This window comes from Marinobacter sp. NP-4(2019), assembly GCF_003994855.1.
Taxonomy (GTDB): Bacteria; Pseudomonadota; Gammaproteobacteria; order Pseudomonadales; family Oleiphilaceae; genus Marinobacter.
This window is the reverse complement of the sequence record NZ_CP034142.1, coordinates 2,136,269-2,152,443: the sequence shown is the minus strand read 5'-3', so window position 1 is coordinate 2,152,443 and position 16,175 is coordinate 2,136,269. Positions and strand designations below refer to the sequence as shown.

The following is a 16,175-nucleotide window of genomic DNA, read 5'->3' as shown; positions in this document are numbered from 1 at the left end:
GCAGAGCCATCATTTGCCCGGAAGGGCGAGAGCATGCATAAGAATCCATGCATCTCGCCCCGCCGGGTCTTTGTCAGTCTGCTGTTTTAAACTGCTTGACCAAATCCCCGAGCTCCTCCGACAGCCCATCCAACATCATCGCGGTCTGGTTCGCATTCACTGCCACTTCCCGGGCGCGAGATGCATCGTTGTAGGCCCCGCTGACATTCCGGCTGATGTCTTCGGCAACGGAATGCTGTTCCTCGGTGGCCGTTGCAATCTGTGTAGCCATATCCCTGATCCTGCTTACCTGCTCCTGGATGGTAAGGAATATGTCCGCGGCCGCCTCGGTGGTCCTGACGGTCGAATCCGAGTGCTCGGAGCTACCCGCGAGTTTCGTTGATACCAGTACCGTTCTTTCGTTCAGCGACGAAAGCAGCGAATCGATCTCCTGGGTTGAGCGGGCCGTCTTTTGGGAAAGTTGACGAACTTCGTCCGCCACCACGGCAAACCCTCGCCCGTGCTCTCCTGCCCTCGCCGACTCGATGGCGGCATTCAGGGCAAGCAGATTGGTTTGTTCCGCTATTGTCCGGATGGTATCCAGGATGGTCGTGATGTTCCTGTTTTCCTCCGCGAGCTCATCCATGGCGCTATTGGCCTCGCTCAGGGTTGTGGCGAGCAGGTTGACGCTGTTGCGGGTCTGCCGGATCAGGTCCGTGCCGGTTTCCACCTCGGTCAGGCACCGGTCCGCGGACTCCGCTGTATCATTACAGCTTTGTGCGACTTCGTTTGCTGTGGCGACCATCTCGTGACTGGCGGTGGATATCTGTTCCAGCGACTCGGACTGGGTGGACGCGATCGACTCTATTTGATGAGAAACATCCGTCGACGTCTTCGCTTCCCTGGCGACAGACCTGGCCCGTTCCTTGATCGCAACGATCAGGTCGTGGATGACCGTTGAAAATTCATTGAATGCGCTGGCCATCTGCCCCGTTTCGTCTTTCCGGTGGGCCGGCAACCGCTTGGTGAGATCCCCCTCCCCGCTGGCAGCTTCATTCAAACCGTCTGTGACCACTTTGATCGGGCGGGACATAACGCGGCTCATCCAATATCCCAGACCACCAAACAGGGCGACGAGCACGACACTTATCCAGATAATAAACTGCTGGAGCCGGGAAACCTTTGCCAATACCTCATGGGACGGAACGATCCCGATGAACCTCCAGCCTGTATCTGGCGAGGTATACTGGTTGACGTACCAGTTTTCACCTTGCCATTCGATTTCCCGCAGATCGGAATCCGCATCAAGGTTGCTGTAGACGGTCTCCAGCTCATCGATCGCACGAAAGTTGTTGTCGGGATCCCGTGGGTCCGCCAGTACCGTGCCAGTGTCTTCCACGAGTACAAGAAAACCGCTCTCCCCCAATCGCGCCTCGCTGATCAGGTCCGTCAGTTTCCTGAGGGTGACATCGATGCCCATGACACCGCTCAGGCCGCTCCTGGTGGTGAATTCAACGACATAATCGAGAAGCGGGGCTCCGGTATTCGAGTCCGCATAGGCCGGAACCCGGACTGGCTCCCCGTCACCTTCTTTACCGGCGCTGTACCAGGGCCTGGCCCGGGGGTCGTAGTTGTCCGGCAGGCCGCCGGCGGGCCATTGGATATAGCCGCCATCGCTAAGCCCGACAAACACATAGGCCAGGTCCTCTCGCGACCGACCGAAAGCATCCATTAATCCGAAGGCCTCCGCCTCCGCATCGCTGACGTCGGAAGGCGGTTCGGCCTCGCTTGAACGATCGACGTACTTGGTGACGGAGCTATCCAGCTGCCTGATGGCATCGGTATTCGCAAAGAAATCCGCACTGGACGACAACCCGTCAAGATAGAACGTAAATCCCCGTTCTATCTGCTTCATTTCGGCGAGGCTCGTAGCCTGGTAGTTATCAAGAATGTTCGCCCGGAACTGATACAGGGAGAGGGCTGCGACTACAACGGTTGGCAGAGTGACTCCAGCCAGAAGCACAGCCAGAAAACGGCTCTGGATTGTCATTGTTTATTTGGCCCGTGTTTTAGTGGGGGCATTGTTGATTGTGGGAAGCGTCAGGCTGGCAAGAACGCGGGGTGCCGTTGACAGGGCGGCCCCGCGTCGATCAATCAACCAAGGCTGATGTCAGGCAGCCACTGATGCGTGCGGATCGATCACAAACTTCTTGGCCGCACCGCCGTCAAAGTCGGCGTACCCCTTGGGCGCCTGATCGAGGCTGATCATCTGCACGTTTACCGCGCTGGCGATATCAACGCGCTCGAACAGAATGGCCTGCATCAGCTGGCGGTGATACTTCATGACCGGGCACTGACCGGTGTGGAAGGAATGAGACTTGGCCCACCCGAGGCCAAAACGCATGCTCAGCGCACCATGCTTGGCGGATTCTTCGGCGGCGCCGGGATCTTCAGTCACATACAAACCGGGAATACCGATCTCACCACCGGCACGGGTCACCTGCATCGCGGAGTTCAGCACCGTCGCTGGTTGCTCGTGATGGTGATGGTGGCCGCAGGCATGGGCTTCGAAGCCGACACAGTCGACGAAGCAGTCAACTTCCGGCTCGCCGAGGACTTGCTCGAGCAATTCGGGCAGTTCAGCATCCTGCTTCAGGTCAATGGCTTCACAGCCGAAGCTGCGGGCCTGGTCGAGACGTTCGTCGATCATGTCACCGACGATGACGCAGGCGGCGCCGAGCAACTGGGCACTGACCGCCGCTGCCAGGCCGACCGGACCTGCACCGGCGATGTAGACGGTGGAACCGGGGCCGACGCCGGCGGTAACACAGCCGTGGAAACCGGTGGGGAAGATGTCGGACAGGAGCGTGAGGTCCTTGATCTTCTCCATGGCCTGGTCTGAATTGGGAAACTTCAGCAGGTTGAAGTCAGCGTACGGGACCATGACGTATTCGGCCTGGCCGCCGACCCAGCCACCCATGTCCACGTAGCCGTAGGCGGCTCCGGGACGGGCGGGGTTAACGTTCAGGCAGATGCCAGTGCGGCCTTCCTTGCAGTTGCGGCAGCGGCCGCAGGCGATATTGAAGGGTACGGAAACGATGTCGCCTACTTCAAGGAATTCAACGTCCCGGCCGCATTCGATAATCTGGCCGGTAATTTCATGGCCGAGCACCAGGCCCTGGGGCGCGGTGGTGCGACCACGCACCATATGTTGGTCGGAACCACAGATATTGGTTGTCAGTACTTTCAAGATTACGCCGTGGTCACAGCGTCGTTTGCCAAGGGCAAGTTTGGGAAAGGCGATGGATTCTACGGAGACCTGGCCGGGGCCCTGGTATACCACCCCACGGTTGGATGCGTTGCTTGTCATTGTATCTTCCTTCTATGTCGTGCTGTTCTGGTGGAAGTGCCCTCCCTACTTTAAACACCCGGCCGTGGGACACATGCCTGTAAACGACAGATTTCTTCTTACGCATGACAAGGACAACACCCTAAGGTGGAAGCGCCTCACCCGCCTCCACTACTCCCTGTCGCAAATCATTCCGCCCATGTCGTGCCCGAGCAGGTCAACATCCGTCATCGGGCCTACTATGCCTTCAAACTAATCAACGCCTGAGCCATCATTTGCTTTTACCATCGAGAATCTCAGCCATGTCCATATTGACGGGGTTAAGCTTTCCGGACCCAAGTGGATACCCCGTCCTTTTTCTTTCCTGAAGACGGGTTCTTCGTGAACGGTAACGGACTGCCTCTATAGGACCTTTTTTCAGCTTCGACTGAATAACGGGTACCAATATGAAGAAATTCCTTACCTCCTGTTTTCTGCTATTCACCCTGCTCAGTACCGCCTCGGCGGCCCCCTTGCGGCTAGTCACCTCGTGCAACCTTGCCCTCTCCAAACTGGAATGGCGTGGCGTGCTGCAATCCATTCGAGACATTCATGCAAACCGGTTTCTTAGGCAATATCGATGAATCGCGAGGACCTGCAGAACCTGATATTCGGGCATGGTGGTATGGGCCAGCCATATGACTTCTAAATCAGCGCCATCCAAAAGCCCCGGCACCCTACCCGGGGAGCCCCGTGTAAAGACACCGCTGCGCATCGGTTTTATCCTGCGAGAGCACTTTTCCATGGTTACCTTTACTGCCGCCGTTGATACGCTGGTGACGACAAACCTGATCACGCCGGAGCCGGTGTTCGAGCACTTCACTGTCGGGACCGGAAGCCGGACCGTGCTCAGCGACCTCGGAATCGAGGTGTCCACCGGGACCACTCTGGATTCCCTGGCGATCAAACCAGGGCATGTCGACATGCTGATTGTCTGCGGTGGCTATCGCAGCCAGCTGGACCCGGAACCCTACCTGCTGAATACCCTGAGAACAGCCAATCAAAAAGGCATTCGTCTGGGCGGATTATGGAACGGAGGCGTGTCCCTGGTTCAGGCAGGACTTATGGAACACCATGCCTGCGCTCTGCACCCGGACAACCATGCCTACGTGCGTGAAAATTTCCCGAACGTGAAGGTGTCCACCAATGCTTACGAGATCGAGGACCACCACGCCACCTGCGCCGGCCCGGTCAGTGCGCTGGAGATGATGCTGAAGTTGATTGGTGAGCTGCTGCACAACCCGCACATTGTTCGCGCGGTACGCGAAATCCTGAGCTGTGATCAGGTTGCCGAGCAGGTAGGCCCAATGCCACTGAATATGGGTGACGATCCGACCCTTCCGGAAGCATTGCAGACGTTACTGGCGCTGATGCGGGCCAACATCGAAGAACCGCTCTCCCTCCTGGAACTGTCGGAATGTGCCAATATTTCCCGACGACAGGTGGAGCGCCTGTTTCAGAACCACCTGGACACATCACCGTCGCGGTACTACCTGGAGCTCAGACTGGTCCATGCCCGACGCCTGCTCATGCAGACCAACCGGAGCATCCTGAACATCTCCCTGGCAAGCGGCTTTGTCAGTAGCAGTCATTTCAGCAACTGTTTCAAGGACTACTACGGCATAACGCCATCCGAGGCCAGACATAACCGGCAATAGTGTTTCGAGATTTAGTTCGTGGTGTGCAGCAGGTTTCTGTCGCAAATTCTCGATCCCATGTCGTGCCCGAGCAGACCGACATCCGCCATCGGGCCTACTATCCCTCCTGATAACCCACACCTGATCCGTCAGGTCTGTTTTCACTATCAGGAATCTCAGCCATGTTCAGCAAAACAACAACGCTTTCCTCATACGACGAAACTCTCTGGGCGGCCATGCAGGACGAGGCGGCGCGCCAGGAAGACCATCTGGAACTGATTGCTTCCGAGAACTACACCAGCCCGGTGGTGATGGAAGCCCAGGGGTCTTGCCTGACCAACAAATACGCCGAAGGCTATCCGGCCAAGCGCTACTACGGCGGCTGCGAACACGTCGACCGGGTCGAGCAACTGGCGATCGACCGTGCCAAGGCGCTGTTCGGTGCCGACTACGTCAATGTACAGCCACATTCCGGCTCCCAGGCCAACGCGGCGGTGTACATGGCCCTGCTGAACCCGGGCGATACCGTACTGGGTATGAGCCTGGCCCATGGTGGCCACCTGACACACGGCGCCCACGTCAGCTTCTCCGGCAAGATTTATAACGCCGTTCAGTATGGCCTGAACGAATCCACAGGCGAGATCGACTACGATCAGGTCGAAGCACTGGCAAAGGAACACAAGCCGGGCATGATTGTCGCTGGTTTCTCGGCCTATTCCCGTGTTGTCGATTGGGCGCGTTTCCGTGAGATTGCCGATGCCGTCGGCGCTTACCTGATGGTGGATATGGCGCACGTTGCCGGCCTGGTTGCCGCTGGCGTCTACCCCAACCCTCTGCCCCACGCCCACGTGGTAACCACCACCACTCACAAAACCCTGCGGGGGCCACGGGGTGGTCTGATCCTGTCCCGGGGCCAGCCAGACCTGGAAAAGAAATTCAATTCGGCGGTTTTCCCGGCCGGCCAGGGCGGCCCGCTGATGCACGTTATCGCGGCCAAGGCAGTGGCGTTCAAGGAAGCCGCCGAACCAGAGTTCCAGAGCTATCAGCAACAGGTTGTCCGTAATGCCCAGGCCATGGCCGAGGTATTTATCGAGCGCGGTTACGACGTCGTGTCCGGCGGTACCGACAATCACCTGTTCCTGCTCAGCCTGGTCAAGCAGGGGCTGACAGGCAAGGAAGCCGATGCGGCGTTGGGTGAGGCGCACATCACCGTGAACAAGAACGCGGTACCGAACGACCCCCAGTCGCCATTTGTCACTTCCGGGCTTCGCATCGGTTCACCGGTGATTACCACCCGTGGTCTGAAAGAGCCTGAATCCCGCACCCTGGCCGGCTGGATCGCCGATATTCTGGATGACCTGCAGGACGGCAATGCCGCCTCCACTATTGGTGCGGTCCGAGGGAAAGTTGATCAGTTGTGCCGGGATTTTCCGGCGTACGGTTGAGGAGAGAGTTACCCGTGGCCATCAGTCTGTTTGATATGCTGAAAATCGGTATCGGTCCATCCAGTTCCCACACTGTAGGTCCGATGCAGGCGGCTCGCCGGTTTGTCCGGGGCCTGAAGAAAGCCGAGGGACTCGCCGGCGTCGCTCGCGTCGATATTCAGCTGTACGGCTCACTGGGGGCGACCGGCAAAGGTCATGGTACCGGCCCGGCCGTGCTGCTCGGGCTCGAGGGCCACAGCCCGGAAACCGTCGACCCCGCGATTCTGTTCCCCCGAACGGAGGAGATCCGCAGCCAGGGAGAGTTGCGTCTGCTCAGGGAGCATCCCATTGCCTTCAATGAAGCAACCGATCTCACCTATCACCGTAAGGAAACCCTGCCCTACCATCCGAACGGCATGATGTTTACCGCCTTCAATGAGAAAGGCGGGGTGGTGCGTCAGCGCACCTATTATTCGGTAGGCGGCGGCTTCGTGGTTGATGAGAAAGCCGCCGGTGCGGACCGGATCGTGGAAGACAAGACACCCCTGCCCTACCCATTCAAGAGCGGTACCGACCTGCTTCGCCAGTGCAAGGAACACGACCTGACCATCTCCGACCTGATGATGGCTAACGAAAAGGTCTGGCGTAACGAAGTGGAGATCCGGGAAGGCATCCTGCATATCTGGCAAGTGATGCAGGAGTGCGTACAGAACGGCATCACCAACGAAGGCATTCTGCCCGGCGGGTTGAAGGTTAAACGGCGGGCGGCAAAGCTCCACGCATCGTTGATGGAAGTCGATCGCATGGACCTGATCACGCCCTCGCTGAGCGCCATGGATTGGGTCAATCTCTATGCACTGGCGGTGAACGAAGAGAACGCCGCCGGTGGCCGCATGGTGACCGCTCCCACCAATGGCGCTGCCGGCATCATACCGGCGGTGCTGCATTACTACTGGAACTGGTGCCCCAATGCCAGCGAGAACGGTGTCATCCGCTTCCTGTTGACGGCGGCGGCCATCGGCATCCTGTTCAAGGAAAATGCCTCGATTTCCGGTGCGGAAGTGGGCTGCCAGGGTGAAGTCGGCTCCGCCTGCGCAATGGCGGCAGCGGGCCTGGCGGCCGTAACGGGCGGTACGCCGGAACAGGTCGAGAACGCGGCGGAGATCGGCATGGAACACCACCTCGGGCTCACCTGCGACCCCATCGGCGGGCTGGTCCAGGTGCCCTGCATTGAGCGTAATGCGGTCGGCGCCGTCAAGGCGATCAACGCTGCTTTGATGGCACTCAGAGGCGACGGCGAACACTTCGTATCGCTGGACAAAGTGATCCGGACCATGCGGGATACCGGGCGGGATATGCTTGATAAATACAAGGAGACATCCCGTGGAGGCCTGGCGGTCAATGTCATCGAATGCTGACCACCTCTGCGACAGCCCTACCCGCTGTCGCAAATCTTCACCTGAGTGTCGTGAGCGAGCACATGATGAGGTGGTGGTACGCATACCATCCTTTCAATCCGTCCCGCATTAACTGCCGGGACACGTCTTGAAAACGAGCGCCGATTCCGACGGCGAAACCAGCAGCTTACCCAGAGAGACGGTTGCCACCGAAGAGGACCTAACAATGCAGAAATATTCCGGATTCGGACTGCTGAAACATTCCCTGACCCACCATGAAAACTGGCAGCGGGTGTGGCGCAATCCCAAACCGAAAAAGAAATACGATGTCATCATCGTTGGCGGCGGTGGCCATGGTCTGGCGACAGCCTACTATCTGGCCAAGGTCCACAACATCACCAACGTGGCCGTCGTCGAAAAGGGTTACCTGGGCGGTGGCAACACGGCACGGAACACCACCATCGTGCGCTCGAATTATCTCTGGGACGAGGCGGCGCTGCTGTACGAGCACGCAATGAAGCTGTGGGAAGGCATGTCCCAGGAATTGAACTACAACGTTATGTTCTCACAGCGTGGCGTGCTGAACCTGGGTCACACTCTGCAGGATATGCGCGACATCCAGCGCCGGGTGAACGCCAACCGTCTGAACGGCATCGACAGTGAGGCCCTGGACACCCAGGGCGTGCAGGAGATCGTGCCGATACTGAATTGCTCCGCCAACGCCCGTTATCCGATCCTCGGTGCCTCCTGGCAACCCCGTGCCGGCGTGGCCCGTCATGACGCGGTGGCCTGGGGCTATGCCCGCGCCGCCGATGCCATGGGCGTGGACCTGATCCAGCAGTGCGAAGTGAACGACATCATCACCGAAGACGGCGCGGCCATCGGTGTGAGTACCAAACAGCACGGTGCCATCTACGGCGATCGTATCGGCTGTGTTGTAGCCGGTAACTCCGGTGTACTGGCCAAGATGGCCGGTTTCAATTTGCCGATCGAATCCCACCCGCTGCAGGCGCTGGTATCCGAGCCAATCCGGCCGATCCTGGATACCGTGGTCATGTCCAACCAGGTCCATGGCTACATCTCCCAGTCCGACAAAGGCGACCTGGTGATCGGGGCCGGTATCGACGGTTATAACGGATACGGCCAGCGCGGCTCCTACTCGACCATCGAACACACCCTGCAGGCCATCGTCGAAATGTTCCCGATGTTCAGCCGGGTGCGGATGAACCGCCAGTGGGGCGGCATTGTCGATACCTGCCCGGATGCCTGCCCGATCATCTCCGATACCCCGGTTGAGAATCTCTTCTTCAACTGTGGATGGGGCACCGGTGGCTTCAAGGCGACCCCGGGGTCCGGTCACGTGTTCGCCGCCACCCTGGCGAAGGGCGAGGCCCACGAACTGGCCAAGCCGTTCTCCATGTTCCGTTTCCACAACGGCGCCCTGATCGATGAACACGGCGCTGCTGGCGTCGCCCACTGACGGAGGACAATCCCATGTTTTACATTTATTGCCCCTATTGTGGCGAACACCGCGAAGAAGAGGAATTCCACCCCAAGGGCCAGGCCCATCTGTCGCGCCCGGCCGATCCGGACGCCTGCAGTGACGAGGAGTGGGGAGATTACATCTACTTCCGCGACAACCCGCGCGGCCTACACCACGAGATCTGGGTTCATGCCGTCGGTTGTCGCAAGTTTTTCAACGCCACACGCGACACCCAGAGCTACGAGATCCTGGAAACCTACAAGATGGGCGACGCACCGCGCGTTACCCAATTCACCGACAAGCAGCAGTCCTGAGAGGCGACGACATGACACAACCTAACCGTCTCGACCATGGCGGCCGAATCGACCGCAGCAAGCACCTGACCTTTGAATTCAACGGCCAACGTTACAAGGGCTTTTCCGGTGATACTCTGGCCTCGGCGTTACTCGCCAATGGGGTCGATGTGATCGGCCGCAGCTTCAAGTACAGTCGCCCTCGCGGCATCGTCGCCGCTGGCGCCGAGGAACCAAACGCGGTATTCCAGCTCGGGGCCACTGAAGCCACCCAGGTACCGAACGTCCGCGCCACCCAGCAGGAATTGTTTGATGGGCTGGTCAGCCAGCCCACCAGCGGCTGGCCAAACCTGAAGTTCGATTTCCTGGGCGTTTTCGGCTCCATCCTCGGCCGCATGCTGCCCCCCGGCTTCTACTACAAGACATTCATGTTTCCCCAGGCCGCCTGGGAAACCTATGAGAAGTACATCCGCAAGGCTGCCGGCCTTGGCCGTTCGCCGCGCGATCCGGATGTCGACACTTACGACCACCTGAATCAGCATGCCGATGTGCTGATCGTCGGGGCCGGGCCCGCCGGGCTTTCGGCAGCCCTGTCCGCTGCCCGCTCCGGAGCACGTGTGATTCTCGCCGACGAACAGGCAGAGATGGGGGGCTCGTTGCTCGACGGCCGCGATACCCTGGATGGCAAACCTGCCGGCGACTGGGTACGGGATACTCTGGAGGAACTGTCGGGGTATGACAATGTCCTGCTGCTGCCCCGCGCCACCGTCAACGGCTACCACGACCACAACTTCCTGACCATTCATGAGCGTCGTACCGATCACCTGGGCGACCGTGCCCCGGCTAACCGGTCGCGCCAACGCCTGCACCGGGTGCGTGCCAAGTGGGTGGTGCTGGCCACGGGCGCTCATGAGCGGCCGTTGGTCTATGGCAACAATGACCTGCCCGGCTGCATGCTGGCTTCAGCGGTGTCGACCTACATCAACCGCTACGCCGTGGCACCCGGCCAACGGCTGGTGCTAATGACCACCAACGACAACGCCTATCGCACGGCCTTCGACTGGCAGGATGCCGGGCGGGAAGTCGTCGCCATTGTCGACACCCGTGCCTATGTCGACGGCGCCTGGCAGGACGAGGCTAACCGACGCGGCATCAGGATACTGAAGGGCCAGGCCGTCATTGATGCTCGGGGTAAGACGCGTGTGACAGGTGCGGTGGTCGCCGGCCTGAGTACTGACGGCACCAAGCTCACTGGTAAAGACGAAGTACTGAGTTGCGACACCCTGGCCAGTTCCGGTGGCTGGAGCCCGGCGCTTCATCTGTCCTGCCATACCGGCAGCCGCCCGGTCTGGGATGACGAGGTCATAGGCTTCGTGCCGGGTAAGACCGTTCAGAAGCAACTCACGGCCGGTGCCGTGACCGGTTGCTTTTCCCTGGCCGGATGCCTTGCCGACGGCGCCCGTATTGGCGCCGAAGCGGCCACGAATGCCGGCTTTGAGGCGGAACCGGCCGCTACACCGTCGGTCAGGACCCGACCGGAAACCCGTCCCATGGCACTGTTCTGTGTGCCGCACCATAAACCCAACAGCCGGGCACCGAAACAGTTCGTCGATTTCCAGACCGACGTGACCGCCGCTGGTATCGAGCTGGCGACCCGCGAGGGCTTTGAATCCATCGAGCACGTGAAGCGATACACGGCGATGGGCTTCGGCACCGATCAGGGCAAGCTCGGTAACATCAACGGCATGGCCGTTGCCGCCAAGTCCCTGAACCAGTCGATTCCGGAAACCGGTACCACCATTTTCCGGCCGAACTATACGCCAGTGACTTTCGGCGCGATCGCCGGACGCCACTGTAACGACCTGTTCGAGCCCAAGCGCTACTCCGCCATGCACGAATGGCACGTCGAGCATGGCGCCCTGTTCGAGGACGTCGGCCAATGGAAACGCCCCTGGTATTTCCCCAAGCCGAACGAAACCATGCAACAGGCGCTTGATCGGGAATGCCTGGCAACACGCACCAGTGTGGGCATCCTCGACGCCTCGACCCTGGGCAAGATCGACATTCAGGGCAAGGATGCCCGCGAGTTCATTGGCCGCATCTACACCAACGCCTGGGCGAAGCTCGCGGTGGGGAAATGCCGCTATGGCCTGATGTGTAAAGAAGACGGCATGGTGTTCGACGACGGGGTTACCTCCTGCCTGGCCGAGGACCACTTCCTGATGACCACCACCACTGGCGGCGCCGCTGGCGTACTCGAGTGGCTGGAGTTCTATCACCAGACCGAGTGGCCGGAACTGGAAGTCTATATGAACACCGTGACCGACCACTGGGCGACCATGACCATTGCCGGGCCAAACGCCCGCAAGCTGTTGTCCGAACTGACTGATGACATTGATCTGGACAAGGACAGCTTCAAGTTCATGGACTGGCGCGAGGGTACGGTGGCGGGCGTACCGGCCCGGGTGTTCCGTATCTCCTTCACCGGTGAACTGTCCTATGAGATCAACGTACAGGCGAACTACGGCCTGTACGTCTGGGAAAAGCTGTTCGAGCATGGCGCCAAGTACGACCTGACGCCTTACGGCACCGAGACCATGCATATTCTGCGCGCCGAAAAAGGCTTCATCATCGCCGGTCAGGACACCGACGGTTCCGTTCATCCCTACGACCTCGGCATGAGCTGGGCCGTGAAGGAGGACAAGCCATTCAGCTTCATTGGCAAGCGTGGTATGAAGCGGGAAGACTGCGTGCGGGAAAACCGCAAGCAACTGGTCGGCCTGAAAACCAAGGACCCGAGCATTGTATTGCCCGAGGGAGCCCAGGCCGTGGACAACCCCAATCATCCGAAACCGGTACCGATGTTGGGGCACGTCACCTCCAGCTATTACAGCGCCAACCTTGGTCGCTCCATTGCCATGGGCGTGATCAAGAACGGCCATAAGCGAATGGGCGACACCGTCTACTACCCATTGGTCGACGGTCGGGTTGTCGAAGCGGAAATCTGTAGCACTATCTTTTTGGATCCGAAAGGGGAGCGTCAAAATGTCTGAAGCAATCAACAAGGCGGTCCTTGTGTCGACCCAGGTAGCCATCATGGAGCAGTTGCCAGAGACCGGGATTCCTGCGCGCAGCCCGCTGGCGCACCAGGTGAAAAACGCGCCCAGGACAACACCGGAGAACCCGGGCGTTCACCTCTGGGAGGCTGACCTGAAGACCCATCTGGCCCTGCGGGGAGATGCCAGCAATGCCGCCTTCGCCAAGGGCGTCGAGGCCGCCACCGGGCTTGAGCTACCGGAGGCGTTGCAGAGCAACCAGAACGGCGATTGGGCCCTCAGCTGGATCGCGCCCGACGAATGGCTGCTAACGGGCCCGGGCGATCAGGCATTGGCCATGGAAATGGCGCTGCGCGAGCAACTTGACGGCCACTATGCGGTGATTAACGTCGGCGGTGGCCAGACGCTGGTGCGGTTGGCCGGCCCCAGCGCCCGCTCGGTACTGATGAAGAGCTGCCCCTACGACGTGCACGACCGTAACTTCCCGGTCGGCAAGGTGGTGACCACGGTACTGGGCAAATCCCAGGCAACCATCCGCCGTGTCGGCGACGACGAGTGGGAACTGGTAGTGCGCCGCAGTTTCGCGGACTACGTCTGGCGCTGGCTGGTTGACGCAAGCCAGGAATACCGCCTGAGCCTGGAGCAACCCACTCAGGGCGCCACCAAAAACCGTGCCGCTCGACTCCAGGCGAGCCCGGTTGAAAACTGAGGGTATAGTCAATGGGCGTTAAAGAGAAACTCTGGATCCTGACGGCTCAATGTCCGAGCCGTCTGGGTACCGTCGATGCCGTCACCCGCAGTCTGGTCGAAAGCGAGAACTACATCGTGGCGTTGAACTCGTTCGACGACAAGGCCACGGGAAGTTTCAGCATTCGTGTGGAGTTCCGGCCGCTGGGGGGCGAAGCCTCCCTGCAGCAAATCCGCGAGATCCTCGAACCCCGTGCAGCGAGGTTCGACATGCAGTGGCAGCTGACGGAGCCCGAACACCAGACCCGTGTCGCCATCATGGTCTCGAAATACGATCATTGCCTGAACGATCTGCTGTACCGATACCGTACAGGCGAATTGGCGATCGATATTCCTCTCATCATTTCCAACCACCCGGACCTTCAATCGTTGGCGGATTGGCATGGTATTCCGTACTTCCACCTGCCAGTCACCCCGGAAACCAAGTCAGAGCAGGAAGCGAAGGTGTGGGAGTTGATCAACGAGTACAAATGCGAACTGGTTGTGCTGGCCCGCTACATGCAGGTGCTCTCTCCGGAGATGGCTGCCCGGCTCGACGGCTGGGCGATCAACATCCACCATTCGTTGCTGCCAGGCTTCAAGGGCGCCAAACCCTACCACCAGGCCTGGGCCAAGGGCGTCAAGCTGGTGGGTGCAACGGCGCATTACGTGAATGATGACCTGGATGAAGGCCCCATCATTACCCAGGGCGTGCAGGCGGTGGATCACAGCCATTATCCGGAAGATCTGGTGGCGAAAGGCCAGGACGTCGAAAGCCAGACCCTGGCCAAGGCTGTACGCTATCACATTGAAAAAAGGGTGTTCCTGCACGGTAACCGGACCGTTGTGTTTCCGGACTGAGAGCGTTTAGTGATGCCTGGTAGCAAACTGGTTCTAGATGAATGGGCTGAAGTGCTTCAGTCTCATTCATCTAGAATCTGTCCATACCCCATGGACTGAAAGCAGATCAGTTACCCATTTCTGGAACACTCTAACCCGCAACGGTAGATTTCGGCGGCTTGGATACAGCAGGGAAATTGGCATCGAAGGCGCTTTGTAGGCGTCCAGTATCTGGACAAGTGTTCCGTCTTCAAGGGATTGCTCAACGTCAAACCTCGGGATCTGGATAATGCCCATGCCGGCCGTTGCGCTGGCGATATAAGCCTCCGCGTTATCCACTGTGATTTTGCTTTTCATCTTTACGACCCGCTCTCGCCCACCATCCAGATACTCCCATTCCGCTGCCAATGCCGGCAGACTGGCCGAGTAATTTACGAGTATGTGTTCCACGAGATCGCCCAACGATTTTGGCATTCCGTACTTCGATAAATACGCCGGACTGGCACAGTTGATGACTTCAAGATCCCCCAGTTTCCTGCAAACCAGTTCCGAGTCAGGCAAATGTCCCACTCGAATAACGCAATCCACACCTTCAGTCAGCATATTGATGATCCGGTCATTCATGCTGAACTCAAGCTGGACAAGCGGATTTTGTTCCAGGAATTCAGGAAGGGCCGGAATCACGATTCGACGCCCAATCCGACTCGGGATATCCACGTGTAACCGCCCTTCTGCCTGCTGCGGTTCATGGCGAAACATCGACTCAGTTTCCTCGTAGGTATCAACCAGCGAACGGGCAGCTTCAAGAAACTGTACCCCGTCCTGGGTCGGGGTAACTTGACGTGTAGTGCGCTGCAGGAGTTGGGCCCCCAACCGGTCCTCCAGGGCCTGAATCGTTGTGGAAACGGTCGACCGTGGAATCTTTAACGCATGAGCCGCTCGCGTAAAATTCCCGCTCTCCATCACCTGAATGAAAATCTGTACCTGGCGAATTCTGTCCATGCCGCTCCATTGTTCGATTTTCTCGACATCTGCTGTTCTGAATACCTTATTTATTCAGATCTGCATACAGCCTAGCCTGATTGCGAACCCGGCGGGAAGTCCCGCCTCTCGAATGCAACACGGAAAGGAGAAAGGCAATGTCCAGAAACAGTATTCAAGGCAAAGTGGTTTTGATTGCGGGTGGCGCCAAGAACCTTGGAGGGCTCCTGGCACGGGATCTGGCCACTCACGGGGCGAAGGCCATCGCCATCCATTACAACAGTGATTCAACCAAACCTGCCGCAGAGGAAGTGGCGTCGGCCATTCGGGCGGCAGGAACGGAAGCCGCGATTTTCCAGCAGGATCTTACGAAAGCAGATAATGTCGAAAAGCTGTTTGCGGATACCGAGGCGGCACTGGGCAAGCCGGATATTGCCATCAACACCGTCGGGATGGTCCTGAAGAAGCCCATGGTGGAAATAAGCGAACAGGAATACGACACCATGAGCGCCATAAACGCAAAATCGGCGTTCTTCTTCCTGAAGGAGGCGGGCAAGTCACTCAACGACAACGGGAAGGTCTGCACCATTGTGACTTCCCTACTCGGCGCGTACACGCCCTTCTACTCCGCTTACGCCGGTCTGAAAGCCCCGGTTGAACACTTCACCCGCGCCGCCTCCAAGGAATTTGGTGAGCGCGGCATTTCAGTGACTGCCATTGGCCCTGGCCCGATGGACACGCCGTTTTTCTACCCGGCAGAGAGTGATGAAGCGGTGGCTTACCACAAAACGGCGGCCGCCCTTTCGCCTTTCAGCAAGTCCGGGCTGACGGAAATCGAGGATATTGTCCCCTATATCCGGTTTATGGTGTCCGAAGGCTGGTGGATGACGGGTCAGACCATATTGGTGAATGGCGGCTACACTACCAAATAACCATGCAAACAAATGGAGGCGGGATTACCGCCTCCTCCT

Annotated in this window: 12 protein-coding genes; 9 read left to right on the top strand and 3 right to left on the bottom strand. The window is 58.9% G+C overall.

The features are described from left to right. Positions 1–73 precede the first annotated feature (73 nt). Both EHN06_RS09900 and fdhA read right to left on the bottom strand, forming a co-directional pair. Entirely contained in the window at positions 74–2,029 is a 1,956-nt protein-coding gene (locus EHN06_RS09900) for a methyl-accepting chemotaxis protein (RefSeq protein ID WP_127332431.1), read from the bottom strand. A 120-nt stretch (positions 2,030–2,149) separates the two neighbouring features. Then, on the bottom strand, positions 2,150–3,349 hold the full coding sequence (gene fdhA, locus EHN06_RS09895; RefSeq protein ID WP_127332430.1) for a formaldehyde dehydrogenase, glutathione-independent: 1,200 nt from the start codon (positions 3,347–3,349) through the stop codon (positions 2,150–2,152). A 656-nt stretch (positions 3,350–4,005) separates the two neighbouring features. Here fdhA and EHN06_RS09890 point away from each other — a divergent pair. The 8 genes from EHN06_RS09890 (at position 4,006) to purU (ending at position 14,244) form a co-directional block, all read left to right on the top strand. Then, the gene (locus EHN06_RS09890; RefSeq protein ID WP_127332429.1) at positions 4,006–5,025 is read left to right on the top strand and encodes a GlxA family transcriptional regulator; all 1,020 of its coding nucleotides are present in this window, start codon (positions 4,006–4,008) and stop codon (positions 5,023–5,025) included. 161 nt (positions 5,026–5,186) lie between these two features. Continuing rightward, positions 5,187–6,449, top strand: coding sequence for a serine hydroxymethyltransferase (gene glyA, locus EHN06_RS09885; RefSeq protein ID WP_127332428.1), 1,263 nt, complete (start codon positions 5,187–5,189; stop codon positions 6,447–6,449). 14 nt (positions 6,450–6,463) lie between these two features. Further along, complete coding sequence (locus EHN06_RS09880) at positions 6,464–7,846, top strand: L-serine ammonia-lyase (RefSeq protein ID WP_127332427.1); 1,383 nt, start codon at positions 6,464–6,466, stop codon at positions 7,844–7,846. A 205-nt stretch (positions 7,847–8,051) separates the two neighbouring features. Further along, entirely contained in the window at positions 8,052–9,305 is a 1,254-nt protein-coding gene (locus EHN06_RS09875) for a sarcosine oxidase subunit beta family protein (protein ID WP_127332426.1), read from the top strand. A gap of 14 nt (positions 9,306–9,319) precedes the next feature. Beyond that, on the top strand, positions 9,320–9,622 hold the full coding sequence (locus EHN06_RS09870; protein ID WP_127332425.1) for a sarcosine oxidase subunit delta: 303 nt from the start codon (positions 9,320–9,322) through the stop codon (positions 9,620–9,622). Positions 9,623–9,633: 11 nt separating this feature from the next. Beyond that, positions 9,634–12,654, top strand: a complete 3,021-nt coding sequence (locus tag EHN06_RS09865) for a sarcosine oxidase subunit alpha (protein ID WP_127332424.1) — start codon at positions 9,634–9,636, stop codon at positions 12,652–12,654. Continuing rightward, positions 12,647–13,366 carry a sarcosine oxidase subunit gamma gene (locus tag EHN06_RS09860; RefSeq protein WP_127332423.1) on the top strand — a complete coding sequence of 240 codons (720 nt, stop codon included), beginning with the start codon at positions 12,647–12,649 and terminating at the stop codon, positions 13,364–13,366. Before EHN06_RS09865 ends, EHN06_RS09860 begins: the two co-directional genes overlap by 8 nt. Before the next feature lie 11 nt (positions 13,367–13,377). Continuing rightward, entirely contained in the window at positions 13,378–14,244 is an 867-nt protein-coding gene (gene purU, locus EHN06_RS09855) for a formyltetrahydrofolate deformylase (RefSeq protein ID WP_127332422.1), read from the top strand. A 66-nt stretch (positions 14,245–14,310) separates the two neighbouring features. Here the strand turns inward: purU and EHN06_RS09850 are convergent, their stop codons facing one another. Beyond that, a complete protein-coding gene (locus EHN06_RS09850) occupies positions 14,311–15,225 on the bottom strand; it encodes a LysR family transcriptional regulator (protein ID WP_127332421.1) in 915 nt (304 codons plus the stop codon). A gap of 137 nt (positions 15,226–15,362) precedes the next feature. Here EHN06_RS09850 and EHN06_RS09845 point away from each other — a divergent pair, with 137 nt between their 5' ends. Next, positions 15,363–16,136, top strand: coding sequence for an SDR family oxidoreductase (locus EHN06_RS09845; protein WP_127332420.1), 774 nt, complete (start codon positions 15,363–15,365; stop codon positions 16,134–16,136). Positions 16,137–16,175: the final 39 nt, after the last annotated feature.

Excerpts from the sequence above, each read along its gene's own strand:
- EHN06_RS09900 (WP_127332431.1), bottom strand. The coding sequence starts at position 2,029 with ATGACAATCCAGAGCCGTTTTCTGGCTGTGCTTCTGGCTGGAGTCACT.
- fdhA (WP_127332430.1), bottom strand. The coding sequence starts at position 3,349 with ATGACAAGCAACGCATCCAACCGTGGGGTGGTATACCAGGGCCCCGGC.
- EHN06_RS09890 (WP_127332429.1), top strand. The coding sequence starts at position 4,006 with ATGACTTCTAAATCAGCGCCATCCAAAAGCCCCGGCACCCTACCCGGG.
- glyA (WP_127332428.1), top strand. The coding sequence starts at position 5,187 with ATGTTCAGCAAAACAACAACGCTTTCCTCATACGACGAAACTCTCTGG.
- EHN06_RS09875 (WP_127332426.1), top strand. The coding sequence starts at position 8,052 with ATGCAGAAATATTCCGGATTCGGACTGCTGAAACATTCCCTGACCCAC.
- EHN06_RS09870 (WP_127332425.1), top strand. The coding sequence starts at position 9,320 with ATGTTTTACATTTATTGCCCCTATTGTGGCGAACACCGCGAAGAAGAG.
- EHN06_RS09865 (WP_127332424.1), top strand. The coding sequence starts at position 9,634 with ATGACACAACCTAACCGTCTCGACCATGGCGGCCGAATCGACCGCAGC.
- EHN06_RS09860 (WP_127332423.1), top strand. The coding sequence starts at position 12,647 with ATGTCTGAAGCAATCAACAAGGCGGTCCTTGTGTCGACCCAGGTAGCC.
- purU (WP_127332422.1), top strand. The coding sequence starts at position 13,378 with ATGGGCGTTAAAGAGAAACTCTGGATCCTGACGGCTCAATGTCCGAGC.
- EHN06_RS09850 (WP_127332421.1), bottom strand. The coding sequence starts at position 15,225 with ATGGACAGAATTCGCCAGGTACAGATTTTCATTCAGGTGATGGAGAGC.
- EHN06_RS09845 (WP_127332420.1), top strand. The coding sequence starts at position 15,363 with ATGTCCAGAAACAGTATTCAAGGCAAAGTGGTTTTGATTGCGGGTGGC.